The 25,788-nt window shown below is 62.8% G+C and carries 22 protein-coding genes; 15 read left to right on the top strand and 7 right to left on the bottom strand.

Features of this window, described 5'->3' with window-relative positions; all coding sequences use genetic code 11:
- The first annotated feature begins 60 nt into the window (after positions 1–60).
- The 4 genes from DJFAAGMI_RS11625 to DJFAAGMI_RS11610 all read left to right on the top strand — a co-directional run bounded on the left by DJFAAGMI_RS11625 (position 61) and on the right by DJFAAGMI_RS11610 (position 4,821).
- Positions 61–738, top strand: a complete 678-nt coding sequence (locus DJFAAGMI_RS11625; protein ID WP_211457263.1) for an isochorismatase family protein — start codon at positions 61–63, stop codon at positions 736–738.
- A gap of 157 nt (positions 739–895) precedes the next feature.
- Positions 896–2,785: an amidohydrolase gene (locus DJFAAGMI_RS11620; protein WP_211457262.1), complete on the top strand. Its 1,890-nt coding sequence runs from the start codon at positions 896–898 to the stop codon at positions 2,783–2,785.
- Position 2,786: 1 nt separating this feature from the next.
- Entirely contained in the window at positions 2,787–3,197 is a 411-nt protein-coding gene (locus tag DJFAAGMI_RS11615) for a DoxX family protein (protein WP_211457261.1), read from the top strand.
- Entirely contained in the window at positions 3,187–4,821 is a 1,635-nt protein-coding gene (locus DJFAAGMI_RS11610) for an MFS transporter (RefSeq protein ID WP_211457260.1), read from the top strand. The genes DJFAAGMI_RS11615 and DJFAAGMI_RS11610 overlap by 11 nt, the downstream gene beginning before the upstream one ends.
- A 64-nt stretch (positions 4,822–4,885) precedes the next feature.
- Here DJFAAGMI_RS11610 and DJFAAGMI_RS11605 read toward each other — a convergent pair whose 3' ends face one another.
- From DJFAAGMI_RS11605 to DJFAAGMI_RS11585, 5 genes are all read right to left on the bottom strand, one after another.
- Positions 4,886–5,431 (bottom strand): RidA family protein, encoded by a 546-nt coding sequence (locus DJFAAGMI_RS11605; protein ID WP_211457259.1) that lies wholly within the window; start codon positions 5,429–5,431, stop codon positions 4,886–4,888.
- An 18-nt stretch (positions 5,432–5,449) separates the two neighbouring features.
- Positions 5,450–5,947: a c-type cytochrome gene (locus tag DJFAAGMI_RS11600; protein WP_211457258.1), complete on the bottom strand. Its 498-nt coding sequence runs from the start codon at positions 5,945–5,947 to the stop codon at positions 5,450–5,452.
- Positions 5,948–5,977: 30 nt separating this feature from the next.
- The gene (locus DJFAAGMI_RS11595) at positions 5,978–7,573 is read right to left on the bottom strand and encodes a flavin monoamine oxidase family protein (protein ID WP_211457257.1); all 1,596 of its coding nucleotides are present in this window, start codon (positions 7,571–7,573) and stop codon (positions 5,978–5,980) included.
- Between the two features lie 297 nt (positions 7,574–7,870).
- On the bottom strand, positions 7,871–9,481 hold the full coding sequence (locus DJFAAGMI_RS11590) for a sensor domain-containing diguanylate cyclase (RefSeq protein ID WP_211457256.1): 1,611 nt from the start codon (positions 9,479–9,481) through the stop codon (positions 7,871–7,873).
- A gap of 144 nt (positions 9,482–9,625) precedes the next feature.
- Entirely contained in the window at positions 9,626–11,689 is a 2,064-nt protein-coding gene (locus tag DJFAAGMI_RS11585) for a molybdopterin-containing oxidoreductase family protein (protein WP_211457255.1), read from the bottom strand.
- 161 nt (positions 11,690–11,850) lie between these two features.
- Here DJFAAGMI_RS11585 and DJFAAGMI_RS11580 point away from each other — a divergent pair, with 161 nt between their 5' ends.
- Together DJFAAGMI_RS11580 and DJFAAGMI_RS11575 are read left to right on the top strand one after the other, a co-directional pair.
- On the top strand, positions 11,851–13,014 hold the full coding sequence (locus DJFAAGMI_RS11580) for an ABC transporter substrate-binding protein (RefSeq protein WP_211457254.1): 1,164 nt from the start codon (positions 11,851–11,853) through the stop codon (positions 13,012–13,014).
- Between the two features lie 84 nt (positions 13,015–13,098).
- Entirely contained in the window at positions 13,099–14,310 is a 1,212-nt protein-coding gene (locus DJFAAGMI_RS11575; RefSeq protein ID WP_211457253.1) for a M20 aminoacylase family protein, read from the top strand.
- On the opposite strand, the gene DJFAAGMI_RS11570 is transcribed toward DJFAAGMI_RS11575, so the two are convergent.
- On the bottom strand, positions 14,297–15,331 hold the full coding sequence (locus DJFAAGMI_RS11570) for an AraC family transcriptional regulator (protein WP_211457252.1): 1,035 nt from the start codon (positions 15,329–15,331) through the stop codon (positions 14,297–14,299). The two genes, DJFAAGMI_RS11575 and DJFAAGMI_RS11570, sit on opposite strands and share 14 nt — an antisense overlap.
- A 157-nt stretch (positions 15,332–15,488) precedes the next feature.
- On the opposite strand from DJFAAGMI_RS11570, the gene DJFAAGMI_RS11565 reads away from it, so the two are divergent.
- From DJFAAGMI_RS11565 to DJFAAGMI_RS11540, 6 genes are all read left to right on the top strand, one after another.
- Entirely contained in the window at positions 15,489–16,337 is an 849-nt protein-coding gene (locus DJFAAGMI_RS11565; RefSeq protein WP_211457251.1) for a TauD/TfdA dioxygenase family protein, read from the top strand.
- Between the two features lie 117 nt (positions 16,338–16,454).
- On the top strand, positions 16,455–17,513 hold the full coding sequence (locus tag DJFAAGMI_RS11560; protein ID WP_012840017.1) for a beta-keto acid cleavage family enzyme: 1,059 nt from the start codon (positions 16,455–16,457) through the stop codon (positions 17,511–17,513).
- 17 nt (positions 17,514–17,530) lie between these two features.
- Entirely contained in the window at positions 17,531–18,499 is a 969-nt protein-coding gene (locus DJFAAGMI_RS11555) for a Bug family tripartite tricarboxylate transporter substrate binding protein (protein ID WP_211457250.1), read from the top strand.
- Positions 18,500–18,606: 107 nt separating this feature from the next.
- Complete coding sequence (locus DJFAAGMI_RS11550) at positions 18,607–19,578, top strand: quinone oxidoreductase family protein (protein WP_211457249.1); 972 nt, start codon at positions 18,607–18,609, stop codon at positions 19,576–19,578.
- Between the two features lie 250 nt (positions 19,579–19,828).
- On the top strand, positions 19,829–21,034 hold the full coding sequence (locus DJFAAGMI_RS11545; RefSeq protein ID WP_211457248.1) for a porin: 1,206 nt from the start codon (positions 19,829–19,831) through the stop codon (positions 21,032–21,034).
- A 183-nt stretch (positions 21,035–21,217) separates the two neighbouring features.
- Entirely contained in the window at positions 21,218–21,472 is a 255-nt protein-coding gene (locus DJFAAGMI_RS11540) for an acyl-CoA-binding protein (RefSeq protein WP_003050754.1), read from the top strand.
- Between the two features lie 224 nt (positions 21,473–21,696).
- On the opposite strand, the gene DJFAAGMI_RS11535 is transcribed toward DJFAAGMI_RS11540, so the two are convergent.
- A complete protein-coding gene (locus DJFAAGMI_RS11535; protein ID WP_211457247.1) occupies positions 21,697–22,695 on the bottom strand; it encodes an isopenicillin N synthase family dioxygenase in 999 nt (332 codons plus the stop codon).
- 474 nt (positions 22,696–23,169) lie between these two features.
- Between DJFAAGMI_RS11535 and DJFAAGMI_RS11530 the strand changes: the two genes are divergently transcribed.
- From DJFAAGMI_RS11530 to DJFAAGMI_RS11520, 3 genes are read left to right on the top strand one after another with little or no spacing between them, the layout of a single operon-like run.
- Entirely contained in the window at positions 23,170–24,186 is a 1,017-nt protein-coding gene (locus DJFAAGMI_RS11530) for an ABC transporter substrate-binding protein (protein WP_211457246.1), read from the top strand.
- Positions 24,187–24,200: 14 nt separating this feature from the next.
- Positions 24,201–24,701 carry a nucleoside deaminase gene (locus DJFAAGMI_RS11525; protein ID WP_211457245.1) on the top strand — a complete coding sequence of 167 codons (501 nt, stop codon included), beginning with the start codon at positions 24,201–24,203 and terminating at the stop codon, positions 24,699–24,701.
- A 53-nt stretch (positions 24,702–24,754) separates the two neighbouring features.
- Positions 24,755–25,783, top strand: a complete 1,029-nt coding sequence (locus tag DJFAAGMI_RS11520) for an ABC transporter substrate-binding protein (protein WP_211457244.1) — start codon at positions 24,755–24,757, stop codon at positions 25,781–25,783.
- Positions 25,784–25,788 lie beyond the last annotated feature (5 nt).

Genomic DNA, 25,788 nt, shown 5'->3' with positions numbered 1-25,788 from the left:
CCCGACGGTCCCCTTTCTCCCCCTTTGTATTTATCCCTTCTTTTGTTTCAGGAGCTTCCCATGTCCAACGCCAACGCTTCCATCGCCCGTCCCGTCGCCGTCGCCAAGCCCGGTGCCAAGCTGCTGAACCCTCATGACCACACGCTGATCATGATCGACTTCCAGTCGCAGATGGCCTTTGCCACGCACTCCATCGATCCCGTGCAACTGCGCTCCAACGCCGCCCTGGTCGCTTCGGCCGCCGCCGGTTTCGGTGCCTCCACCATCCTGACCACGGTGGCCGAAAAGAGCTTCTCCGGCCCCATGTTCGAGGAAGTGACCGCGCCTTTCCCCGGCCAGGCCCTGCTGGACCGCACCTCGATGAACACCTGGGAAGACCAGGCCGTGATCAACAAGGTCAACGAGATCGGCAAGCCTCGCATCGTGCTGGCCGGCCTGTGGACCAGCGTGTGCATCGTGGGCCCGGCCCTGTCGGCCCTGGACCAAGGTTTCGAGGTCTTTGTGATCGCCGATGCCTGTGGCGACATCTCCACCGAAGCGCACAACCGCGCCATGGATCGCATGGTGCAGGCCGGAGCCCAGCCCATCACGTCGCTGCAATACCTGCTGGAAATGCAGCGCGATTGGGCCCGCACCGAAACCTATGACATGACCACGGGCATCGCCAAGAAGCTGGGCGGCGGCTACGGCATCGGCATCACCTACGCCAAGACCATGTTCGGCGCCCACGAAGGCTAAAAAAAGCGGCAGGGGCCTGCTGCGCAGCCGTATCCTGCGCCTGTGGCCCTTGCCGTACGGAAGTACGGCTGCGGTCCTCGGCCTCAGTCTTCTTTTTTGCACTCTCGCCGGCCTTTTCCTCCCTTTTTTGCGTTGCTGACATCCCCCTAGGCACACCATGACCCAGCCCACCACCCCCGACCTGATCCTGTTCAACGGCCGCTTTACCACCCTGGACCGCAGCAACCCCACGGCCACGGCAGTGGCCGTGAGCCAGGGCCGCTTCAGCGCCGTCGGCAGCGACCGCGAGGTCCTGCCCCTGGCCGGCCCGCAGACCAGGCGCATCGATCTGGGCGGGCGCAGTGCGCTGCCCGGGCTCATCGACAACCACCTGCACCTGATCCGCGGCGGCCTGAACTTCAACATGGAGCTGCGCTGGGACGGTGTGAAGAGCCTGGCCGATGCCATGGCCATGCTCAAGGCCCAGGTGGACGTGACGCCAGCGCCCCAGTGGGTGCGTGTGGTGGGCGGCTTCACCGAGCACCAGTTCGTGGAAAAGCGCCTGCCCACGCTGGCCGAGCTGAACGCCGTGGCACCCGACACTCCGGTCTTCATCCTGCACCTGTACGACCGTGCCCTGCTCAACGCCGCCGCCCTGCGCGCCGTGGGCTACACCAAGGACACGCCCGAGCCGCCCGGTGGCCAGATCCTGCGCGACAGCGCCGGCAACCCCACCGGCCTGCTGCTGGCCAAGCCCAATGCGTCCATCCTCTACGCCACGCTGGCCAAGGGCCCCAAGCTGCCGCGCGACTACCAGGTCAATTCCACGCGCCACTTCATGCGTGAGCTCAACCGCCTGGGCGTGACCGGTGCCATCGACGCGGGCGGCGGCATGCAGAACTACCCCGACGACTACGACGTGATCCAGGAACTGGCCGATGCCGATCAGCTCACCATCCGCCTGGCCTACAACCTGTTCACGCAAAAACCCAAGGAAGAGAAGGACGACTTTCTGCGCTGGACCGCCACCTCGCAGTACAAGCAGGGCACGGACTACTTCCGCCACAACGGCGCGGGCGAGATGTTGGTGTTTTCGGCCGCCGACTTCGAGGACTTCCGCCAGCCCCAGCCCGAGTTGGCCCCGGGCATGGAAGGCGAGCTGGAAGAGGTGGTGCGCATCCTGGCCCAGAACCGCTGGCCCTGGCGCATGCACGCCACCTACGACGAGACCATCGACCGCGCCCTCAATGTGTTCGAGAAGGTCAACGAAGACATCCCCCTGGCCGGCCTGAACTGGTTCTTCGACCACGCCGAGACCATCTCCGAAAAGTCCATCGACCGCATCGCGGCCCTGGGCGGCGGCGTGGCCGTGCAGCACCGCATGGCCTACCAGGGCGAGTACTTCGTCGAACAGTACGGCGCGGCCGCGGCGGAAGCAACGCCCCCTGTCAAGCGCATGCTGGAAAAGGGCGTGAACGTGTCCGCCGGCACCGACGCCACCCGTGTCGCCAGCTACAACCCCTGGGTGTCGCTGTCCTGGCTGATCACGGGCAAGACCGTGGGCGGTCTGCAGCTCACGCCCCAGCGCAACTGCCTGACCCGCGACCAGGCCCTGCGCATGTGGACCGAGAACGTGACCTGGTTCAGCAACGAACAGGGCAAGAAGGGCCGCATCCAGGTGGGCCAGCTGGCCGACCTCATCGTGCCCGACCGCGACTTCTTCGCCTGCCCCGAGTCCGACATCGCCGACACCTCGGCCCTGCTCACCGTGGTGGGCGGCAAGGTGGTCTACGGCGCTGGTGCCTTCGCCGACTTTGATGAATCGGCCCCGCCCCTGGCCATGCCCGACTGGTCGCCCGTGCGCACCTTCAAGGGCTATGGCGCCTGGGGTGTGCAGGAAGGCGCGCCGCTGCAGGCCGTGATGCGCAACGCGGCAGCGAACTGCGGCTGCGCCAACAGCTGCAACATGCACGGCCATTCCCACGCCACGGCCTGGAGCAGCAAGCTGCCCGTGGCCGATCTCAAGGGCTTCTGGGGCGCCCTGGGCTGCGCTTGCTGGGCGGTGTGACATGGGCAACGCGCTGCACGCCGCCGCCACCGCACCCTGGGTGCAGTCGCTGGCCCTGCTGTGCCTGTGTGCCGCCTTCCTGCAGGGCGGCTTGGACAAGGTCCGCGACTTCCGCGGCGCGGTCGCCGAGATGCGCCAGTTCGGCCTGGCGCCAGCCGCGCCCATCGCGGTGGCCACCATCGCGCTGCAGCTGGGCGCCTCGGCGCTGATCGTGTCGGGCTGGTACCGCTGGGCAGGCGCCTTGGCGCTGGCGGCCTTCACCGTCATCGCGGCCTTTCTGGCCGACCGTTTCTGGGCTGCGCCGCAGGCTGAACGCCAGCGCACAGCGAACGCATTTTTTGAACATTGGGGCCTGGTGGGCGGCATGCTGCTCGTCGCCTGGCACGACCTGGGAGGCCTCCGTGCCGGATAACAAAACCACCACCAACAACACCTCGGGCAGCTTCGCGCCGCTCGCCATCCCCGTCTTCGCCGTGCTGTGGGCCGCCACGGTGCTGGGCAACATCGGCAGCTTCATGCGCGATGTGGCCAGCGCCTGGATGGTGACCGAGCTGTCCAGCAGCCCCACGGCCGTGGCCTTGATCCAGACGGCGGCCACGCTGCCCGTCTTCCTGCTGGCCATTCCCGCCGGTGTGCTGTCCGACATCCTGGACCGCCGCCGTTTCCTCATCGGTGTGCAGGTACTGCTGGGCGCCGTCAGCGGCACGCTGCTGGTGCTGGCCCAGACCAACACCCTCACGGTGGAATACCTGGTGGCCCTGACCTTTGTGGGCGGCATCGGTGCCGCCCTCATGGGCCCGACCTGGCAGTCCATCGTGCCCGAGCTGGTGCCGCGCAGCGAGCTCAAGAGCGCCGTGGCCCTGAACTCCCTGGGCATCAACATCGCCCGTGCCATCGGTCCGGCCGCCGGCGGCCTGCTGCTTGCCAGCTTCGGCGCCGCCGCTGCCTACGGCCTGGATGTGCTCAGCTATGTGTTCGTGATCGCCGCCCTGATCTGGTGGAAGCGTCCCAAGGCCGAGGCCTCGGCGCTCAACGAGCAGTTCTTCGGCGCCTTCCGGGCGGGTGTGCGCTATGCCCGTGCCAGCCGCGAGCTGCATGTGGTGTTGCTGCGCGCCGCGGTCTTTTTCCTGTTCGCCAGTTCGGTCTGGGCCCTGCTGCCCCTGGTGGCGCGCCGCATGCTGGGTGGCACTGCCGGTTTCTACGGTGTGATGCTGGGCGCCGTAGGTGCCGGTGCCATCCTGGGCGCCGTGCTGCTGCCCAAGTTGCGCAAGCGTCTCGACACCGACGGTCTGGTGTTGCTGGCTTCTGTGGTGACGGCCTTGGTCATGGGCGTGCTGACCCTGGCGCCGCCCCAATGGGCCGCTGTGGCGCTGATGCTGGTACTGGGTCTAGGCTGGATTGTTGCGTTGACCACGCTCAACGGCGTGGCCCAGGCGGTGTTGCCCAACTGGGTGCGCGGCCGGGGTCTCGCCATCTACCTCATGGTGTTCAACGGCGCCATGGCCCTGGGCAGCCTGGGCTGGGGCCTGATCGCCGGCCAGCTGGGCCTGCCGGTCACGCTGCTGATCGGAGCCGTGGGCCTGGTGCTGGTGTCCCTGGTCTTCCACCGCGTCAAGCTGCCCACCGGCGAAGCCGATCTGCAGCCGTCCAACCACTGGCCCGAGCCTTTGCTGGCCGAACCCCTGGCCCACGACCGTGGCCCGGTCATGATTCAGATCGAGTACCGGATTGCGCATCAAGACTTGGCCGCCTTTTTCCAAGCCATGCAGCAGGTAGCCCAGGAGCGCCGTCGTGACGGTGCCTATGCCTGGGGCGTGGCCGAGCACACTGGTGAGTCGGGCCGGGTGATCGAGTGGTTCCTGGTCGAATCCTGGGCGGAGCATCTGCGCCAGCATGGTCGTGTGTCCAAGGCCGATGCCGATCTGCAGGCAGCCGCTTTGCGCTACCACCAGGGGTCGGACAAGCCCGTGGTCCATCACTTCCTGGCGCTCGATGCGCGTAGCGCCCAGCAGGGAACGGGTTCCACCGCTCACTGAGCGGGGCTGGCATCGGCATTCATCGCTGACGGGGCAAGCGATGAATGCAAGGCCGGCGCGCTACTTACTTGACGGGCTTGGCGGCGCGCACGGCCACGACCTCGATTTCCACATACCAGGCCGGGTTGGCCAGGGCTGCAATCTGGAAGGCCGAGCGTGCAGGCAGGTTGGGCTGGGCGGCCGTGCCAAAGAACTGGGTGTAGCCACGCATGAAGCCGGCAAAGTCCATCTTGTTGCCCTTGGCGGGGTCGGCCACCAGGAAGACCTGCATTTTCACCACATCGCTCATTGTGAGATTTATGCTCTTGAGCTGCTCTTCCAGGCCCTTGAGGATGGCGACGGTCTGACCCTCGGTATCGCCACCGTAGGCCGCAGGATCAGTGGCGGGCCTGGATTTGTCCACCACGGGCGGCACTTTGCCGGAGAGGTAGACGGTGCGGGCATCGGTGGGGATTTCCACGGCGGCGGCGATGGGGAAAGTCGAGCCCGGTGTCTTGTAGCGCAGCACATCGCCGCTTCCGGAGGTGGTGGCTGCGCAGCCGGTGAGCAGGACTGCCGTGCCCAGCAGGGCTGCGGTGGTGGCGGTCTTGAAGATGGATGGAACGTTCATGTGATCTCCTGAATGGATTTATGGGGTGACGCGAAAGGGTTTGACATCGGTGGCAGACAGTTTGTCCGGGTACTGATTGCCGAAGTTGCTGCGCACATAGTTCACGACGTCTGCAATCTGCTCATCGGACAGCTTGCTGGCAAAGGACGGCATGCCGTGCAGGCCGTTCATGACGACCGAGGCTGGGTAGGCTGCGGCTGCCAGCTTGGGGTTGGCGGCCAGCGCAGGGTAGAAGCCCGCACCCTTGGCGCCTTCGCCCTTGACCATGTGGCAGCCCTGGCAGATGGCTTGGTACAGGGTTTCTCCGCCGCTCTGGCTGAAGCGTGGGCGGACTGCCGAGAAGTTCTGCATCAACGCCTGGGTGTCGGCGGGCGAGATGGACAGGACAGCCGCAGACTGCAGCGTTTGCAGGTTTTTCACATCCTGGGTTTTCACGCCCTGTGATTGGGCCAGGACGGCGCCGGATAGACCCAGGGCCAGGGCGCCAGCGGCGCAAAGACGGTGCAATGTGTGCATGGTGAAGTTCCTTGTGGCAGACATGGACGATCAGAGGCTGGATGCCTTGGCGTGCAGACGCTGGATTGCATCCAGCGAGGACAGCACGGCACCTTCCTGCCAGGCGGGGATGTACGAGACATGCTCGCCCGCCAGCACCAGGCGCCCGTCGACCTGGGCCAGGTCCTTGTAGTGCTGCTCGCGCATTGCATCGGTCCAGTTGCCGAAGCAGCCGTTGATCCAGGGCATGCGATGCCATGCGACCGATACGCCGTTGAGGAACTCCTGCTTGTATTGCGGATGGATCTGCGCGCCGTACTCCAGCGCCAGGCGAACGCGCTCGGCCGGTTTGAGCGAGGAGAAGCGATAGCTGTTGGAGTTCTCGAAGGAATAGGCGCCCAGCAGCACGGCGGGGCCGCGGCCCATGTAGCCGGTGGAGGGGTAGGAGATCTGCTGGATCGGCAGATCGGTGTAGCTGATGCCGCCATAGATGCGCTCGTCCTCTTCCCAGAAGCGGCGCTTGAACTCCAGGCCCACCTTCATGGAGCTGCCATAGGGCACGGCAGCAATCGCGTTCTGCATGGCGCTGCCGGCCTGCACTTCTATCTGGCTCAGGATGGACAGCGGAATCGTGCAAACGCACCAGTCGGCACGGGCCTGCAGCGTGGCACCGGGCTTGAGGGTGTCCACATAGTCGACGGTCACGCCCTTGTCATTCTGAGCGATCCTGGTGACCTTGGCGTTGTAGCGGATGGCCGAGCCCAGATCGCGCGCCATGGCCTGGGCCAGCATGTCCATGCCGCCCTCGGGCTGGAAGATGGCGCTGTGGAACTCGTAGATATTGCCCACGCCCATCTGGCGCCACAGATTCGATTCCAGCAGCTCGTGCAGGCCCATGGGCGTCGAAGGTTTGGCCAGCGCCATCAGGCCGCCGCCGGGGTCGATGTCGTAGCCGCGGAAATCGCTGACCGCGTTGCTGGCGCGGTAGCGGTACTCCTTGTCCAGCACCCCCCAGGCCTTCAGGCTCTCCAGCAGGCGCTGCTTGTCTTCCAGGCTGACGCTCTGGTCCAGGGCACCCTGGTTGGTGGCCTTGGCGAGCAGCTCGGCCACATGGCCATAGACATCGGTCTGCACATGGCGAAAGCGCTGGGGTTTGCCGGCCAAGGCCTTGCTGTTGTGCAGATAGGCGTTGTAGTTGACCTGGTTGAAGGCTTCGAGCTTGATGCCGAAGCGCTTGTAGTAGTCCAGCATCGCATGGTGGTGGTAGGGCACACGCCAGGGGCCGGGGTTGAAGTAGTTGCCCTTGGCAAAGCCCACTGTCTGGCGCGTGCCGTCCAGTTCGCTGAACTCGTCGCCGCCGCGCAGCGTCCAGCAGCGGCCTCCGGCGCGGCCCTGGTATTCAAGCAACTGCACCTTGTAGCCGGCAGCGCGCAGCTCATGGGCGGCCACCATGCCTGCCAGGCCTGCGCCCAGCACCAGAACCGATGCGCCCGGCTTGGCGTTGCCGAGCTTGACCGGACCGTTGTAATGCGATTCGGCGGCGTAACCCAGTGAACTCATGGCCTGGTACATGGCACTGCCGCCCGCGACCTTTCCGATCATCGAGAGCAGTTGTCTGCGGCTGACATGCTTGCTTGGCTCTGGCATCTGAAATTCCTTTGCTGTTGTGTATTCCGCTGTCCATCCGGGGGTGCGGGGCAAGGGTTTTCAGCAAGAGCTATGCCAGGGATGAACCGCAAAGCATTAGTTCAATGAAATCAGTGGCTTGTTATGCAATTCAGAACGGTTGGTGTCCTGCCCTTTCGACGCTTGTGGTGCATGCTCACTAATTTGAAGCATCAATGGCCAAATTGGTGCAGTGGAGTCACACAATGAGGCGAAAAAAAGGCGTATCCGCAGTGACAGCGGATACGCCTTTGAGGGGGATCTACAGTGCTGCCGGGCTCAGAGTTCGCCGGGAGGCACGCTGGCTTCGCTGACCATGACGCGATTGCGTCCGCCACGCTTGGCTGCATAAAGCATGGCATCGGCCTGCTGGAAGACGGCCTTGATATCGGGAGCGCTGTCGGGCCAGTGGGCCACGCCCAGCGAGATGGTGATGTGGCCCACCGGTGGCATCTCCATCTTCTCGACCAGTTGACGCAGTCGCTCGGCGGCATGGGCGGCCGCCTCCGGCGCCGTGCCGGGCAGCAGCAGCAGAAACTCCTCGCCACCCACACGGCAAGGCACGTCGTCCATACGAGAAACCTCGCGCATGGTGCGCGCGAGCTGCCTGAGTACCTCGTCGCCCGTATCGTGGCCGAAGCCGTCGTTGATGCGCTTGAAGTGATCGATGTCGATGGCAATCACCGAGAACGGCAGTGCCTGCGTCTGGAAGGCGGCGATGGCGGCTTCCAGGTGGCGGCGGTTGCCCAGACCCGTCAGCGGATCGGTGTTCACGTCTTCGCGCAGCTTGGTGATGTTGCGTTGCAGCAGGTTCAGGCCCTTGAGCATGGCTTTCTTGAGTTCATAGGACTCGAAGTACCATGACTTGACGGCCTGAATGTTCTGCGCGGTTTCGGGCTTGTCCATATCGTGCGCGCCGTTGGCCAGCTGGCGCAGCGGGCTGGAAATGCGGCGTGCGCTCCACCAGATGACCACCAGCATCAGCAGGGCGATGGGCAGGGTCTTGTAGAGCACAGAGCGCATCATCTTGTTGAGCGGGGCCAGCGTGGCCGCCTTGGGGCGCTGGGCCACGATGCCCCAGCCCGAGGCGTGGATCACGGCATAGCCGGCCAGCATTTCCACGCCCTTGCTGTTGACGACAGGTGCCGTGCCTGACTCGCCCCGGATGACCGCGTTGATGACATCGTTGTTGATCACCTGATCGCCCACACGGTGGTTGTCGGGGTGATAAATGATGTGCTTGTTTCTGTCCACCACATAGACATAGGTGCCGTCCTGGTAGAAGTGCGAGCCCAGCAGGGTGTCGAGAATGCTGTCTTCCTTGAGGTAGATGCTGCCGCCCACCGCCCCCAGAAATTCGCCCTGAGGACCGAAAATGGGCTGCGAGACAAATACGATGTAGTTTCCGGCAGTGGACATATAGGGCTGGCTGATGACAGGGCCCCGGGTGCTCAAGGTCTGTGTCACCCCGGCACTTTGCAGCGTCTTGCCCTTGATCTGCAGAGTTTCTGGCGATGTCGCCAGCACATAGCCCGTGGGGTCGATGATGGTGACGGAGTTGAAGCTCTTGGTCTGAAGGCGCAGACGCGTGGCCTCTTTGGCCAGATAGCCCACGTCATCCATGTGCGCCCCCATCAGGCTGGCGCTGTATTCCAGTTGTTGCAGGGCTGACTGCAGAAAGTCATCCGTGCTCTTGGCCAGCTTGGTCGCGTAGGCGTGGTGACCTTCCAGCGTGTTGTCTATCAGCTGCTGGCGCTGCACCAGATAGCCGGCGTAGAAGGTATTGAGAAACGGGATCAGCGCGCTGCAGATGGTCAGGACCAGAATCAGGCGGCGCAGGTCAAGTCGGGTCGGTGCGAGGCGGCGTTGCCAGGGGAGAGATTTCTTCACAGATGATGTCGCGAGAGCAGGGCGGCTCTGCGCTGTACCTGTGTGCTCTGACAGGCTCAGACCCCGGCCGCATATTCATTGAATGCCTGCATTATGGTTCCTCGCGCCGGGGCCCTGCTCATGGTCAACCACCATGCAACTGTTTTACAGCGACAAGTCCTTGAACTTTTCCACCTGCACTGCACAGTCGTAGAAGCACGGGGCCCGGCCTATGTCGGTGAGCTGCTGATGCGTCAGCTCGTTCACATTCGTGCCATTGGCTCCCTGCTTGCGCCACCAGATGCCCAGGCCCACCACCACGCCTGCGCGAGCACGGCCGTTGATGGCGGCATGGCAGACATGCTCGCCGCGCCGGTTGAAGACACGCAACGGGTCGCCGTCGGCAATGCCGCGCTCAGTCGCGTCATCGGGATGCATCTCCAGCAGCGGGCGCTCTTCCATACGGGACAGACTGGCCACATTGGCAAAGCTGCTGTTGAGGAAGTTGCGTGCCGGCGGCGAGATCATGGCCAGCGGGTAGGCGGCCGTGGGCGGTTCGTAGTTGGGCAGATAGTCGGGCAGGGTGTTGACGCCCAGCCGCGCCAGGGCGGGGTTGTCGAATTCGCATTTGCCCGAAGCCGTCGCAAAGCCACCTTCGGCAAATGGCGCATCGGGCAGCGGAATATGGGCAAAGCCCTGCTGCAGAAGGTCTTCGAAATCAATCGCAGTATGTGCAACCGCTGCACGGCAAAGAGCTTCGTCGGATTCCGAAAAACATGCTGCCGCAAAAGCGGGGTCCAGCCTGGCCATATGCATGGCCAGATCGCGAAAGATCTGCGCATTGCTGCGTGCCTGGCCCTGGGGGGCGATCGCCGGGCGATTCAGCAGTACGTCGGTATGACCGTAGCTGCCGTGGATGTCCCAATGCTCTAGCTGCGTGGTGGCGGGCAGCACATAGTCGGCATGGTCCGCGGTGTCGGTCATGAAATGCTCGAGAACCACGGTGAACAGGTCTTCGCGGGAAAAGCCTGCTGCCACCTTGGCTGACTCGGGCGCCACGGCGACGGGGTTGCTGTTGTAGACCAGGACGGCTTCCACCTTGGGGCCGAAGCCGGCGCCACCCTCATGCAGCAGCACATCGCCAATCTGGCTCATGTTCAGTGTGCGTGGGCGACGCTCGCCCAGCAGCTGTGGAAGCTGGAGCACCGTGCGGTTGAACGGTGAGACGCCGGAGGCGGACAGCAGCAGTCCTCCCGCGCGGTGACGCCAGGCGCCGACGAGGGCCGGGAGGCAGGCGACGGCACGTACGGCATTACCGCCGCCGCGTGCGCGCTGCATGCCGTAATTGAGGCGAATGGCCGCAGGCCTGGTCGTGCCGTAATCGCGTGCCAAGGACTGAATCTGTTCCACGCTCAGGCCGCAGACACTGGCGGCGCGCTCGGGCGGCCACTGCAAGGCTCTGGCCCTGAGTGCCTCCCAGCCCAGGGTGTGTTGCGCGATGTAGTTGTGGTCCAGCCAGTCGTGCACGATCAGCTCGTGCATCAGCGCCAATGCCAATGCCGCATCGGTGCCCGGCAGAAGCTGCAGATGCTCGTGGCATTTGTCGGCGGTCTCGCTCTTGCGCGGGTCTATGCAGATCAGCTTGGCGCCCTGGCGCTTGGCTTCCTGCGCATAGCGCCAGAAATGCAGATTGCTGGCAATGCTGTTGCTGCCCCAGATCAGGATCAGCTGGCTTTCGGCAAAGAACTCCACGCGCATGCCCAGTTTTCCGCCATAGGTGGCGGTCAGTGCTTCGCTGCCGGCGCTGGCACAGATGGTGCGATCCAGCAGGCTGGAGCCCAGCTGGTGGAAAAAGCGCCGGTCCATGCTTTCGGCCTGCACCAGACCCATGGTGCCGGCATAGCTGTAGGGCAGTATGGCTTCGGGCGCGCGCCGGGCAATCCCGTGCAGGCGCTGGGCAATATCGCTCAGGGCTTCGTCCCAGCTCACGGGAGTGAACTGGCCGCTGCCCTTGGGGCCGCTGCGTTTGAGCGGCTGCAGCACCCGCCCGGCGTGGTAGGTGCGCTCCGTGTACTTGCTGACCTTGGCACAAAGCACGCCGCCCGTGTGTCCATGGTCTGCATTGCCTTGGACCTTGGTGGCCGTGCCGTCGACCACCGTGGTGACCAGGGCGCAGGTGTCCGGACAGTCATGCGGGCAGGCGCCGCGTACTTGAACGATATGAGGCATGTCGTGGGCTCGAAAAATCTGGACCGAATTGCGGCTGAAGACCGTTTTGTGGGCCTATTATGCGGCGCGCATCCATGCCAAAAAGCCTGAGGTGCAAGACCCCAGAAACGGGCCGATCCAGCCCGTAGCAATGAGTAGCCCGAAGAGAGAGATCGAGAGCAATGCAAGACAAGCGAGTGGAGTGGAGTCGTCGTCAATTCATGAATGCAGCAGCTGCTGCGGCGGCGGCCGGAGGCTTGACCGGCGCCGGTTATGCACAGGATGCGGGCGGGCCCATCGTGCTCGGGCAATCCTGCGCGCTGAGCGGCCCCTCGGCACAGCTGGGGACGCAGTTCGCGCAGGGCGCCAAGCTGTATTTCGATCAGCTCAACGCCCAGGGCGGCATCGGTCGCCGCCAGGTGGAGCTGCGTACGCTGGACGACGGCTACGAGCCTGAACGCTGCGTGTCCAATACCCAGAAGTTCATTGCCGACGACGTGATGGCCTTGTTCGGCTATCTGGGAACGCCCACCAGCATGGCGGCGTTGCCTTTGCTGCAGAAAGCCAGGCTGCCACTGATTGCGCCGATGACGGGGGCGGCGGGCCTGCGCGAAACCAAGCTCGCCCAGACGGTCTTCAATCTGCGTGCCTCCTATGCCGATGAAACCGCGCTCATGGTCAGGCAGCTGGTCTCGCTGGGATTGCAGAAGATCGCGGTGTTTCACCAGAACGATGCCTATGGTCAGTCTGGTCTTGAGGGAGTGACACAGGCGCTGCAAAGTCACGGCCTCAAGCCCGTGGGCGCCGCCACGGTGGAGCGCAATTCCCGGGATGTGGCCAAGGCCGTCAAGACCCTGGTGCCGTTGGGGGCCGATGTGATCGTGCAGGTCGGCACCTATGCAGCCAGTGCCGCCTTTGTGCGAGCAGCACGCCAGGCCGGCTATGGCGGGCAGTTCTACAACGTCTCGTTCGTGGGCACTTCGGCACTGGCGCAGGCACTGGGCAAGGAGGCCGAGGGGGTGGTGGTCACCCAGGTCGTGCCATCGCCGTTCAAGACCTCGCATCCGCTGGCACGCGAGTTTCAGGCCGCCTTGCAGAAAAGCGGTGCGTCGCTGCAGCCCGATTACTCGAGCATGGAGGGCTATCTGGCTGCCCGTGTCGCGGGCGAGGCGCTGAAATCCGCCGCTGCCGCTGGCCGGTTGCAGCGCGATGGCCTGGTGGCGGCGCTGGAGGCCATGAATGGTCAGCAGGTGGCGGGTTTTCCGATCGCCTTCCGCCCACAGGCCGGCAAGCCGCGTTTTGTCGAGCTGTCCATGCTCACAGGCGACGGCAAGGTCCGCGTGTGAGGCTTTGAGGCGTGCAGGGCGCAAGCTCTCTCGCTTTGGGCCATCATGGCATCTTTGCCATTGATGACCCCAAGGAGAGAGCGCATGGCCCTGCTGCCCGAACTTCAAGCAAGCGCCCCTGACATTGCCGCGTTGCGTCGCGATATCCACGCCCACCCCGAGCTGTGTTTTGAGGAAATACGGACCTCGGATCTGGTTGCGGCGAAGCTGGAGCAATGGGGCATAGCGATCCATCGCGGTCTGGGCAAGACCGGTGTGGTGGGCATCATCCATGGCCGCGACGGCGGCAGCAGCGGCCGTGCCATCGGCCTGCGTGCCGATATGGATGCCCTGCCCATGCAGGAGTTCAACACCTTTGACCATGCCAGCCGCCATGCGGGCAAGATGCATGCCTGCGGTCACGACGGCCACACGGCCATGCTGCTGGCGGCGGCGCAATATCTGGCCGCACACCGCGACAGCTTCGAGGGCACGGTCTACACCATCTTCCAGCCAGCCGAGGAAGGCGGTGGCGGCGCTCGCGAGATGGTCAACGACGGGCTGTTCGAGCAGTTCCCCATGCAGGCCGTGTTTGGCATGCACAACTGGCCGGGCATGAAGGCCGGCACCATGGCCGTGGGGGCAGGGCCCGCCATGGCATCCAGCAACGAATTCAAGATCGTGGTACGCGGCAAGGGCGGCCACGCGGCCATGCCGCATATGGTGGTGGACCCGGTACCCGTGGCGGCTCAGCTCATCATGGCTTTCCAGACCATCGTCAGCCGTAACGTCAAGCCCATTGAGGCGGGCGTGGTGTCGGTCACCATGGTCCATGCCGGCGAGGCTACCAACGTCGTGCCGGACAGCGTGGAGCTGCAGGGCACGGTGCGTACCTTCACGCTTGAGGTACTGGACCTCATCGAGCAGCGCATGCAGCAGATCAGCGAGGCCGTCTGTGCCGCGCATGGCACGCAATGCACGTTCGAGTTCGTGCGCAACTACCCGCCCACCATCAACACTGCCCCCGAGGCCGAGTTTGCGCAGGCCGTGATGCGCGAGATTCTGGGCGATGCCGGTGTGGTGCCGCAAGAGCCATCCATGGGGGCCGAGGACTTTGCCTTCATGCTGCTGGAAAAGCCCGGTGCCTACTGCTTTATCGCCAACGGCGACGGTGATCACCGCGCCCTGGGGCATGGCGGAGGTCCCTGCACCTTGCACAACCCCAGCTACGACTTCAACGATGCGCTGATTCCGCTGGGCGCGACTTTCTGGGTCAAGCTGGCCCAGCGCTGGCTGGACCAGCCTACGCGCGCCTGAAGGCTTGGGCCCGCCGTTGCGGGCTGGGTGGAGGATTTCTTTCACGCCAGACCTCGGGCGGGCAGCCAAAGTGCGTGCTGAACCAGCGTGTGAAAGCACTGTGGCTGTTGTAGCCCAGCATGGAGGCGATTTGGCCCACAGGGTAGTCAGGGTTGCGCACATAGCGCTGGGCAAGCTCCGAGCGAACTTCCTGCAGCAGGTCGGTAAAGCTCAGGCCTTCACCGTCCAGCTCGCGCTGCAGGGTTCGTACGCTGCGCCCCAGGCCCTGGGCCACGCAGATGCAGGTGGCATTGCCCGAGGGCAGCATGAGATAGATGGCCTTGCGCACCTGCTGGCCGACGGAGGCCTGACGGCCCTGCTGCGTGGTGTCCACCATAGTCTTGGCATAGCGCACCAGAACCGGGTCGGCCAAGGGGTTGGGGGCATCCAGGTCCTCGGTGCGAAACACAATGCCGTTGAAGTCCGCATCAAACTCCACGCGGCAACGAAACATCTGCTTGTGCAGGCCGGTGTCGCCGGGCGCGGGGTGGCTGAAACAGACGCGCAGCGGGCGCCATTGCTCCTGCAGCAGCAGGTTGCAGGTGCGAAACAGCACGCCGATTGCCAGTTCCATGGATTGCGGCAATGCATCCGGCAGGGTGAACTCTTCGCGCAGCACCACGACGCCATTGGCGTCGTCCATATGAATCACCAGCGACTCATTGAGCATGTGCACATGCTCGATGAGTGTGCTCAGCACTTTGCGCAAGGTGGGCTGGTGCAGCAACAAAAGGCTGACGACACCGAAGTTTGAGACCTGCCGTGATTGCGCCATGCGCAGCCCGAAGTTTTCGCAACCCGTGATGCTTGCAGCTTCTTCCAGCAGGCGTCCGGCCGTCAACGCATCGATCAGCTGATCCTGCTCGCGCACCACGGCTGGGCGCAGGCCGGCACGGCGCAATGCCGCATCAGGGTCTCCTCCCAGTTCGCTGAATAGTTCCGAAAAATTCGTCAGAGATGCCGCGCGCACAAAAGTGACCATGACTGCTCCACGCAAAAAGTCGGAGAAATTCTGGCATGAGATGCATAGCGTGCGGCATGAAATGCACAACCTATGTGACACAGGTTTTCTACAGTGGACTTACCGGGCGGCAGAGACTAGCAATAAGCCTGGGTTCAAAAAAGTGTAGGAGACAGTCATGCAGATAAACCCTCTGACCTGTGCCATAGGCGCGGAGTTGGTCGATGTGCAACTGGCGGATGCGCTGCGCGATGATGGGCTTTTCGCAGAGATCAAGGCGGCCTTGCTCAAGCACAAGGTGCTGTTCTTGCGTCGCCAGAGGATCAGTCGCGCCGAGCATGTCGGTTTTGCCAGGCGTTTTGGCGAGCTGGAAGATCACCCGGTGGTCGGCAGCGACCCAGAGCATCCCGGCCTGGTGCAGATCTACAAGACGCCGGACAAGCCGCTGGACCGGTATGAAAACTCCTGGCATTGCGATGCCACCTGGCGCGAGGTGCCGCCCATGGGCTGCGTACTGCGCTGCGTCGAGTGTCCGCCGGTTGGCGGCGACACCATGTGGGCCAATATGGCGCTGGCTTACGAGATGCTTCCATCGCATATCAAGGACGTGATAGCCCCGCTGCGGGCACGTCACAGCATTGAGTGCACCTTTGGCGCAGCCATGCCTGCGCAGAAGCGTCTGGCCCTCAAGGCGCAGTTTCCGGATGCCGAGCACCCGGTGGTTCGTACACATCCGGAAACCGGTGAAAAAGTGCTGTTTGTCAGCGGCTTCACCACTCATTTCACGAACTTCCACACGCCCGCCAATGTGCGTGTGGGCCAGGACTTCACCCAGGGCTCATCCAGTCTGCTGCAGTTCTTGATCAGCCAGGCCGCAATCCCCGAGTACCAGGTCCGCTGGCGCTGGGAGCCCGACAGCATCGCCATCTGGGACAACCGCGCGACACAGCATTACGCGGTGATGGACTACCCGCCCAGCCATCGAAAGATGGAGCGCGCCGGAATCATCGGCACACCGACTTTCTGAGCATCGGAAGACGCCCGTGGCAAGGCGCTGAACTGACCGAGCGGTGCGGTGCAAGCACAGTTGCACGCAAGGCTCCGAGCGCGGGCATGGCATTCATATAACAACGGAGACACCATCATGAATTTCCTCGACGGTCACCTGGTTGCCGAAAACCAGCAGCCTCTCATCATCACTGCAGCTCCTTATGCGCCTTCGTGGCTGCCGGAGGACTTCCCCGGCGAAATTCCCGTCACGATGGAGGAGCAGATTCAAAAAGCGGTGGACTGCTACAACGCCGGCGCCCAGGTGCTGCACTTGCATGTGCGTGAACTCGACGGTCGCGGCAGCAAGCGGCTTTCCAAGTTCAACGAGCTGATTGCCGGCGTGCGTGCCCGCGTCCCGGACATGATCATCCAGGTGGGTGGGTCGATCAGCTTTGCACCCGAAACCGATGGCGCGGCCGCCAAATGGCTGTCTGACGATACCCGCCACATGCTGGCCGAGCTGGACCCCAAGCCCGACCAGGTGACGGTGACCATCAATACCTCGCAGATGAACATTCTGGAGCAGTTCGATGCGCGGGATATCGAGGGCACTTCGATGGAGGACCCAGCGGTGTTCAATGCCTACAAGGAAATGACCGTGCCTGCACAGCCGGGCTGGGCCGAAGAGCATATACGCCGCCTGAGTGCGGCCGGCATTCAGAGCGCCTTCCAGTGCTACAACATCAACAGCTTCGAGTCGGTGGAGCGGCTGATGCGTCGCGGCATCTACAAAGGTCCGCTGGTGCTGAACTGGGTGGCCATCGGCGGCGGCATGGACCAGCCCAGCGTCTACAGCCTGGCCAATTTTGTGCGCGCCGTGCCCGACGGTGCGGTGCTCACGGTAGAGGCCTCGGTGCTGAACGTGCTGCCCATCAATCTCATGGGCATTGCCATGGGCCTGCATGTGCGTTGCGGCACCGAAGACAATCTGTGGAATCAGACCCGGACCCGAAAAATGGGCACGGTGGAGCAGATCGAGCAACTGGTGCGCATTGCCAAGGAATGCAGCCGCCCTATCGCCACTCCTGCCCAGGCGCGCGAGATCTGCCAGATCGGCGTGTTCTACGACACCGTGGAGGAGAGCCTGGCAAGGAACGGCTTTGCTCCGAATCGCAACGGTGCTCAGCAGGGTTTTCTGCGCAAAGTCGCCTGAGGTCAAAGGAGCGCACGATGCAACGCATTCCAGTCCTGCTGTCCTTTGCTCTGGCTGCAGCTTTGCCAACTGGCAGCGCCCTCGCTTTCACCGACAAGCCCGTCAAGCTCATTGTTCCTGCCCCGCCCGGCGGCACTATCGATGTGTTTGCACGCATCATCAGCGATCAGCTGGCGCATGAGCTCAAACAGCCTGTGATTGTGGAAAACCGCCCCGGTGCCGGTGGTGCCATGGCGGTGAAATACATGCTGTCCCAGCCCTCAGACGGCAATACCCTGCTGGTGACGGTGACCAATATCCTTACCGAGGTTCCGCATGTGCTCAAGGGGGGCTTTGATGCCATGAAGGATGTCAGACCCGTTTCGCAGATGGCACGCTCCGTCATGGTCTTCATTGCTTCGCCTCAGTTCCCGGCCAAGGATGCCAAGGAGGCCATTGCCTATATCAAGGCCCACCCGGGTCAGCTGTCCTTTGCCTCCTACAGCCAGGGGACGGCATCGCAGTACGCAGGGGCGATCCTGAATCAGAAGGCCGGCCTGGACATGCAGCATGTGCCGTTTCCTGGCTCTGCACCGGCACTGGCACAAATCATGGGCAATCAGATTCCGCTGATGTTCGACGGCTCCGTGACCACCAAACCGCTGGTCCCCGGCGGCAAGGTCAAGCTGCTGGCCGTTGCTTACAAGAGCCGCTTGTCCGATTTTCCCAATGTGCCGACGATGGCCGAGATCGGTTATCCGGAGCTTGATTTCAGCAACTGGGCGGGCGTCTTTGCTTCGGCAAAGACGCCGCAGCCGTTGCTGGAAAAGATCAATGCCACGCTGCAGAAGGTCAATGCCAGCCAGGCGGTGCAGGCGCGTTATCTGTCCACCGGCTTCGAGCCCATCAAACAGGAGCGCACTCTGGAGCAGCTGTCTACCGATCTGCAGGCCGAGTATCAGCGCAACGGTGAGATCGTCAGGAATTTCGGCATCAAGCTGAACTGAATCGGCTCGCCTATCGGTCCGGACATGCCTGCGACGGAGGATGCCCGGACTTTTGCTTTGCAGCGCTTGCTGCACTTTGCTGTGAACAATTGATACAGGAGCATTTCATGACTCAGGCCATTCGCTTTTACGAGACTGGTGGTCCAGAAGTTCTGCGACTGGAAAACGTTGCCGTGGGAGATCCCGGCCCGGGCCAGGCGCGTGTGCGACATAGCTATATCGCACTCAACTTCATCGATGTGTACTTCCGCTCTGGACGCTATCCGTTGGCCTTGCCCAACGGGCTGGGCTCGGATGCCGTAGGTGTGGTCGAGGCCGTCGGAGCGGGTGTGACGGATATCCGGGCGGGTGACCGCGTTGGCTATCTGATCGGTCCGCAAGGCGCTTATGCACAGGCGCGTGTGATGCCTGCAGAAGTGCTGATTCCCTTGCCCGACGGAATTTCAGACCGTACTGCAGCCACACTCATGATGAAAGGTATGACGGCCCAGTATCTGTTCCGTCAGGTCTATCCGCTGCAGGGCGGTGAAACCATTCTCTACCACGCAGCTGCCGGAGGCGTAGGCCTGATTGCCTGTCAGTGGGCCCGCGCCATGGGAGTCAACATGATTGGTACGGTCAGCACGGATGAGAAGGCCGAGCTGGCCAGGGCGAACGGATGCGCGCACACCATCGTGACGTCTCGTGAAAACATCGTCGAGCGAGTGAAGGAAATCACGGCAGGCAAGGGCGTTCCCGTGGTTTATGACTTGGTAGGCAAGGACACACTGATGGACTCGCTCGATTGCCTGCAGCCGCGTGGCTCGCTGGTCAGCAACGGAACCTCTTCCGGCTCCGTGGTGGTGGACTCATCGCTGCTGGCTGCCAAAGGCTCGATCTGGATGACCAGGCCGGCAATGATGCATTACATCCAGCCCCGCTCACATATGCTGGAGATGGCTACAGAGCTGTTCGAGCACGTGCTGGCAGGGCGCATCCTGAGTGAGCCGCAGCAGGAGTTTGCCTTGGCCGAGGCGGCACAAGCCCATCGCGCATTGGAAGCGCGCAAGACCGTGGGGGCCACGGTACTCGTGCCATGAGCTCCAGGGTGCAAATGTTGAGCGCGTAAAGCCATTGCGAAGATCTGTGCCGGCTCCTTTTCCAAGGTGCCGGCTTTTTTCTGTCTGACATTGGCCATGCGGCGGGGCGACATTCCTAGGGATTTCACCTTGGGCAGATGGCACCAAATAAGCAATGAATGGCATCAACTGCACAAGAGCTGCAGCCTTCCTTTTCTAGAGTGATTTCGCGGATCAAGACCACGAACTCATAACGAAAAGGAGACATGACATGCCACGTATTTCACGCTATATCTGGAGTTTTTTTGCCCTGTCCGCAAGCAGTCTGGCCAGCGCTCAGTCATCCGTGACGCTGTTCGGTGTCATGGATGCAGGCGTCAGCCGCTACATGGTGCGCAGCAATTCCTGGGACGGCTCCGGTCGCACGGCCAGCCAAGGTATCTGGGCGCTGTCACCATCGGGCAATCTGGCCAGCCGTCTGGGTGTTCGTGCCGTTGAAGATCTGGGAGCTGGAATGTCTGCCAGCATGTGGCTGGAAGCGCCTGTGACCAACGACACGGGCGGCGGCGCATTGAACTTTGGACGACGCTCCACCGTCAGCCTGGCGGGCAATTGGGGCGAGCTGCGCCTTGGGCGTGATCACACGCCGTCGTTTCTGAATGACTGGGCCTTTGATCCCTATTCCGTCAACGGCGTGGGCGTCAATTTGCTGGCGGTGGTCAGCAGCAACCTGGCCATCAACCGTGCGCTGAGTACGCAGACCAGCGGCACGCTGCCCGAACGCTTGCTGGGAAACGGTTTGTCGGCAGGCACCGACAATTATCTTCGCGCCAACAACTCCATCGGCTACCACCTGCCGACAGGACTGGGCGGAATTTATGGTCAACTGATGTATGCCTTTCCGGAGAATGATGCCAGGCGCGGCCGCTATGCCGGTGGACGCATTGGCTGGGCCAGTGGCCCCACCGATATTGCTCTGGGCTATGGCGAAAGCATGCTGGGCACTTTCAACGGCCGCAAGGAAACCATCAAGTCCCTGAACCTGGGAGGTTCGTACAACTTCGGTCCGGTCCGCGTGTTGGGTGAATGGTCGCAGGTGCGCAACGCGCGCAGCGATGTGCGGGCCACAGACCGCTATGACGGGCTTCTGGCGGGTGTGCAAATCCCTGTCGGGCTGCATCAGTTCAGGGCGTCGGTGGCCAGGGTGCAATTCAAGAATGGGCAGGGAGCCGGCGACGCATCGGTGAACAAGCTGGCCTTGGGTTATGTGCATAACCTCTCCAAACGCACGGCGCTCTACACCACGGTGTCGCGTATCAGCGTGAGCAATGGACACAACAATCCTGCGGTGATGGGTGTGACACCGCTGGCCGTCAGCAGCCCGGTCATCATGCCGCAACCGGCTTACAGCAACAGCCCCGGCATGCAGCCACGCAGCGCATTGGGCTTTGATGCGGGTCTGCGCATGATGTTCTGAAGGCAGCACGTTGCTGCTGCCGCGAGGCGAATCACGAAGAGGCGGATCTGAGGGAGGGCGTGCCACAAAGGGCTGCTCGCTTGCCGGCGTTGCGGTACTTTGTGAAATAAAAAGAACGGTCGTTCTAATTTGACTGATTTTTGGCTACACTGGCCTCGATTATTAAAGCCCAGGAGACCTTTCATGTCCGATCTGAACGCCCGGTTTGAAGAGACCGTCAAGAATTCCACCTCGCTTGGCGAGCGTCCCGATAACGCCACCTTGCTCAAGATCTATGCCTTGTACAAGCAGGCGACCGAGGGTGACAACGAAGCCAAGAAGCCCAGCTTCACCGACATGGTGGCCCGCGCCAAGTGGGATGCCTGGGCCAAGCTGGAAGGCACGACACCTGATGAGGCCAAGCAGCAGTACATCGATCTCATCGAGTCGCTGCGCTGATCCGTTCCGTTCCGTTCCGTTCCGTTCCGTTCCGTTCCGACGCTGATTGCCGACAAGGCCCCGGGTTCCGGGGCCTTGTCGTTTCAATTCAGACCACATCACACTGCGCCAAAGACGGGGGCCGGAAACTGGCGCACTGTCAAGCCGGGGACACCAAGGAAGGGCCGCTCCGTCCCGAAGGTGTAGTCCCCCTTGGGTGAAACGGCAGGGCTGCTCAGAGGGTGTCAGTACCTGTTCGAGAAATTGGCGCTGATGCGCTGACGCAAATATTCCGCCCCTGTAATAGGAGGATATTTTTTCGCCGGCCCTTCGATCACCGCATCTTCATTGGCCTGGCAGAAGAAGGCCAGGCTGTAGCGGGCTCCCTGGTACTCATGAGGCTGCGGGTTGCGCACGCGGTGGAAGTTGCTGGGCAACTGGTCGTCGCTCCAGCGCATCAGCATGTCGCCGATATTGCAGGTGATGACGCCATCCACGGGCTTCACGGGCGTCCATTGCTGGGCATCGGCCTCCTTGCCGGGCAGCACCTGCAGCCCACCCTGGCCGGCGCGCTGGAACAACAGCGTCAGGCAGTCGAAGTCCGTATGTGCGCCTGCACGCCACAGGCCGATTTCGTCCTTGAGTGCAGGGTCCACGGCAAAGTAATGCAGCATGCGCAGCGTGCTCTGGTAACTGGGCACGGCGGGGTCATGTGCGCGGGTGAAGAACTCCTCGTCAAAGCCCAGCTTGTAGGCAAAGCAGGACAGCAGCTGCATACCCACCAGCCAGCATTGGTGCTCAAAGGCCAGCGTGGCCTGCTGGAAGCCGGGCAGCTCCTGCTCGCTGGGCCACAGGCCCTGCATGCGTGGGCGTGTGACCTGATAGGACTCTTTCTGGTCGGGAGTGCGCGTGGAGGGGCGGATCTGCGCCTTGTGCTCCCAGCCTGCATTGCGCGATAGTGGCCATTGCGCCTTGGTTTCGGGCGGCAGGGCGAATAGCTGTTCGGCCCTGCCGAATGCGGCGTCGATATCGGCCTGGGCTATGCCGTGGCCGGAAACCTGGAAGAAGCCAATTTCCACCGAAGCGCTCCAGATCTGCTCGGTAATCTCCTGCTTGCGCTGCTCGAAGTCGCTGATGTCTATGACGCGAACTTCGCGCGCCGAGGTTTCTCCGCCTTGCCCGCCCATGCGGGCTTCCTTGTCCAGTTCGCCAAGGCTGTAAGAGTGGTTGGTCATGCTCTGCATAAGAATTTCTCTTGCGATGACTTCAGACACCGGCGATGCCAGTGAGGCTTGCGGTTGCTGGCACCTGAAGTGTGGATACCAGGTGCGGCTGTGTGCCGCACCCACTTCAAGAGCAATGACCCGCGAAGCTGCTGACCGGCGATGGTCAGAAGCACCGTGCTGAACGCTTCTACTCTTGATTTGAGTGCAGCAAACAGCGTGCCAGCCATTTACCAGGGCACAGGCGCTCTTGGTTTTGGTGCATGGCTTCAAACTGGTGCACTGCCGTGCATGAATCCATGCATGCGCTGCTCGGGCGTGCACCTTGTTGATACCCGACAAGTGGAAATCAAAAGCAGGCACGCCTATTGCTAGAAGGTTGAACGAGTAGAAGCGTTCAGCCTGCATCCGTATGCAGTGCCAGGAAATTGCTCAAGTCCTGCCAGTGGCTGCCGCCGCCGGCATTCCTGTCGCCAGAGACCTGAGAGTTCCCCCATGCAACGTCGCCATTTTCTTGCTGCCCTGCCTCTTTGCGGTGCGCCCTGGGTTCATGCCCAGGGCAAGTCGCTGACGCCTCTGAAATTCACGCTGGATTTCCGTGTCAACGGCCAGACGGCTCCTTTCTTTCTGGCGCAGCAAAATGGCTACTACCGCGATGAGGGGCTGGATGTGAGCCTGGATGTGGGGTCGGGCTCGGTGGCCTCCATCACCCGCATTGCCAGCGGCGCCTACCAACTGGGACTGGGCGATATCAGTTCGCTGATCGAGTTCAATGCGCAGAACGCCGGCACGCCTCGTGTGCAGGCCGTCTATCAGTACTACAACCGCGCCCCCTTTGTGATCATCGGACGCAAGGACCGGGGCATCACTTCGGACTTTGGAAGTCTCAAGGGCAAGAAGGTGGCCGCAGCGGCGGTGGAGTCCACGCGCCGTGCCTGGCCCATGGTGGCGCGGCGCAAGAACCTGCCCGCCGATCTGTTTGCCTGGTCGACAACGGAGTTCTCGGCACGCGACAACGTCATGGTGCGTGGCGATGTGGATGCCGCCACCTATTTCCATGACTCGGCGGTATCGCTGTTTGCGCGTCTCAAGCCCGAGGAGCTTTCCATACTGCGCTACAGCGATGCCGGCGTTCATCTGTATGGCAATGCGATCCTGGCGTCCAGCCAGTTGATTGCCGAGAAGCCGCAGGTCGTGGCCGCTTTCCTGCGCGCCACCAACCGTGCGATTGTGGAATGCCTTGCCAACCCCGCAGCAGGCATTGCCGCCGTGCGCCAGCGCGAGCCGATTCTCGATGAGAAGCTGGAGCTGGAGCGCTGGTCCATCACCGCACAGTATGTGGCAGCGGCAGACACGAAAGGCCATGGACTGGGCGACTTCAGCAAGCGTTTGATGGAGCAGCAGCTGGACAGCGTGGTGCAGACCTTTGCGCTCAAGACCACGCCATCTGCCGACGCACTGTTCAATAGCAGCATGCTGCCCGCCAGGTCGGCGCGCATGCTCAAGGCCTGAAGGAGGAGCCAACCATGTCATTGCCTCAAGCCCAGGCCTTGAATGACGCCGATGGCCGCTATTTGCGCGAAGCGATTGCGCTTGCCGATACGGCGCGCGAGCGCGGCAACCGGCCTTTCGGCGCGCTGATCGTGGCCGCCGACGGGCGCGTGCTGGCCCGGGCCAGCAATGCCAACGGCGAAAGCGGCGATTGCACGGCCCATGCCGAGCTGTCCGCCATCCGCCTGGCCAGCCCCTTGCATTCACGAGATGCGCTGGCCGTCGCCACGCTGTACTCGTCTGCCGAGCCCTGCGTGATGTGTGCCGGCGCGATCTTCTGGTCCGCCATCGGCAGGGTGGTCTATGGCATCGATGCCGAGCGGCTGCGCGTGTTCCGTGGCGAGCGGCTCGATCAGAAGGATGCCGAGCTGTCCTGCCGCGATGTGTTTCAGGCCGCTTCGCACGACATCGAATGCATCGGGCCGGCCTTGATCGAAGAGGCCAGCAGTTCGCACCAGGGCGCCTGGAAGGTCTGAGCCCCGGCACTCGTTCAACCGCAATTCATTGACATAGAGAGAGGGAAGCCACCATGCAAACCAAGCGCCTGTTCCTGCAATCCGTTCTGGCCCTGGGCAGCTTTGCCAGCGCCACGGCAGCCTTTGCCGCAACGCCCATCAAATTCCAGCTGGACTGGCGTTTCGAAGGACCTGCTGCGCTGTTTCTGCAGCCCGCCGCCAAGGGCTATTTTCAGGCTGCGGGTCTGAATGTGACGGTGGATGCCGGCAGCGGCTCGGGCGGCGCCATCCAGCGCGTGGCATCGGGCTCCTACGACATGGGCTTTGCCGATTTGGCCGCACTCATGGAGTTTCATGCCAACAACCCCGATGTCAAAGACAAGCCCGTGGCCGTGATGATGGTCTACAACAACACGCCGGCCTCGGTCATGGCCCTCAAGAAGAGCGCCATTGCCAAGCCGGCGGACCTGACAGGCAAGAAGCTGGGAGCGCCGGTCTTTGATGCAGGCCGACGCGGCTTTCCGTTGTTTGCCAAGGCCAACAAGGTCGGCGATGTGCAATGGACCACCATGGATCCGCCGCTGCGCGAGACCATGCTGGTGCGCGGCGATATCGATGCCATCACGGGCTTTACCTTTACTTCGCTGCTGAACCTGGAGGCGCGTGGCGTGAAGGCGGCCGATGTGGCGGTCATGCCGTTTGCCGACAACGGCGTCAAGCTCTATGGCAACGCCATCATCGCCAGCGCCAAGCTGGTGCGCGAGAACCCCGAAGCCGTGCGTGCCTTCCTCAAGGCCTTCAGCAAGGGCGCCAAGGAAGTCATGGCCAACCCCGGTGCCGCCATTGCCTATGTGAAGGAGCGCGACGGCATCGTTAACACGGCGCTCGAAACCCGCCGTCTGCAACTCGCGATCGATACCGTGATCAACACCGCCGATGCGCGCGGCGAGGGCTTTGGCCAGGTCAGCCCCACACGCATGGCGCTGATGGCTTCCCAGATCTCGGACGTCTATGCGACCAAGACACGCGTGAACCCGGAGACGCTCTGGAACGGCCGTTTCCTGCCGCCCGTAGCGGAACTCGACGTTTTTCCCAAAAAGTAATTGCT

Source organism: Comamonas brasiliensis, assembly GCF_018292285.1.
Taxonomy (GTDB): Bacteria; Pseudomonadota; Gammaproteobacteria; order Burkholderiales; family Burkholderiaceae_C; genus Comamonas; species Comamonas brasiliensis.
This window is presented reverse-complemented; position numbering and strand designations above follow the sequence as displayed.

Coding starts and splice junctions, on each gene's coding strand:
- DJFAAGMI_RS11575 (WP_211457253.1), top strand. CDS start 13,099: ATGGCCCTGCTGCCCGAACTTCAAGCAAGCGCCCCTGACATTGCCGCG.
- DJFAAGMI_RS11520 (WP_211457244.1), top strand. CDS start 24,755: ATGCAAACCAAGCGCCTGTTCCTGCAATCCGTTCTGGCCCTGGGCAGC.
- DJFAAGMI_RS11580 (WP_211457254.1), top strand. CDS start 11,851: ATGCAAGACAAGCGAGTGGAGTGGAGTCGTCGTCAATTCATGAATGCA.
- DJFAAGMI_RS11535 (WP_211457247.1), bottom strand. CDS start 22,695: ATGCAGAGCATGACCAACCACTCTTACAGCCTTGGCGAACTGGACAAG.
- DJFAAGMI_RS11570 (WP_211457252.1), bottom strand. CDS start 15,331: ATGGTCACTTTTGTGCGCGCGGCATCTCTGACGAATTTTTCGGAACTA.
- DJFAAGMI_RS11585 (WP_211457255.1), bottom strand. CDS start 11,689: ATGCCTCATATCGTTCAAGTACGCGGCGCCTGCCCGCATGACTGTCCG.
- DJFAAGMI_RS11595 (WP_211457257.1), bottom strand. CDS start 7,573: ATGCCAGAGCCAAGCAAGCATGTCAGCCGCAGACAACTGCTCTCGATG.
- DJFAAGMI_RS11560 (WP_012840017.1), top strand. CDS start 16,455: ATGAATTTCCTCGACGGTCACCTGGTTGCCGAAAACCAGCAGCCTCTC.
- DJFAAGMI_RS11605 (WP_211457259.1), bottom strand. CDS start 5,431: ATGAACGTTCCATCCATCTTCAAGACCGCCACCACCGCAGCCCTGCTG.
- DJFAAGMI_RS11620 (WP_211457262.1), top strand. CDS start 896: ATGACCCAGCCCACCACCCCCGACCTGATCCTGTTCAACGGCCGCTTT.
- DJFAAGMI_RS11555 (WP_211457250.1), top strand. CDS start 17,531: ATGCAACGCATTCCAGTCCTGCTGTCCTTTGCTCTGGCTGCAGCTTTG.
- DJFAAGMI_RS11600 (WP_211457258.1), bottom strand. CDS start 5,947: ATGCACACATTGCACCGTCTTTGCGCCGCTGGCGCCCTGGCCCTGGGT.
- DJFAAGMI_RS11540 (WP_003050754.1), top strand. CDS start 21,218: ATGTCCGATCTGAACGCCCGGTTTGAAGAGACCGTCAAGAATTCCACC.
- DJFAAGMI_RS11615 (WP_211457261.1), top strand. CDS start 2,787: ATGGGCAACGCGCTGCACGCCGCCGCCACCGCACCCTGGGTGCAGTCG.
- DJFAAGMI_RS11530 (WP_211457246.1), top strand. CDS start 23,170: ATGCAACGTCGCCATTTTCTTGCTGCCCTGCCTCTTTGCGGTGCGCCC.
- DJFAAGMI_RS11525 (WP_211457245.1), top strand. CDS start 24,201: ATGTCATTGCCTCAAGCCCAGGCCTTGAATGACGCCGATGGCCGCTAT.
- DJFAAGMI_RS11565 (WP_211457251.1), top strand. CDS start 15,489: ATGCAGATAAACCCTCTGACCTGTGCCATAGGCGCGGAGTTGGTCGAT.
- DJFAAGMI_RS11550 (WP_211457249.1), top strand. CDS start 18,607: ATGACTCAGGCCATTCGCTTTTACGAGACTGGTGGTCCAGAAGTTCTG.
- DJFAAGMI_RS11545 (WP_211457248.1), top strand. CDS start 19,829: ATGCCACGTATTTCACGCTATATCTGGAGTTTTTTTGCCCTGTCCGCA.
- DJFAAGMI_RS11625 (WP_211457263.1), top strand. CDS start 61: ATGTCCAACGCCAACGCTTCCATCGCCCGTCCCGTCGCCGTCGCCAAG.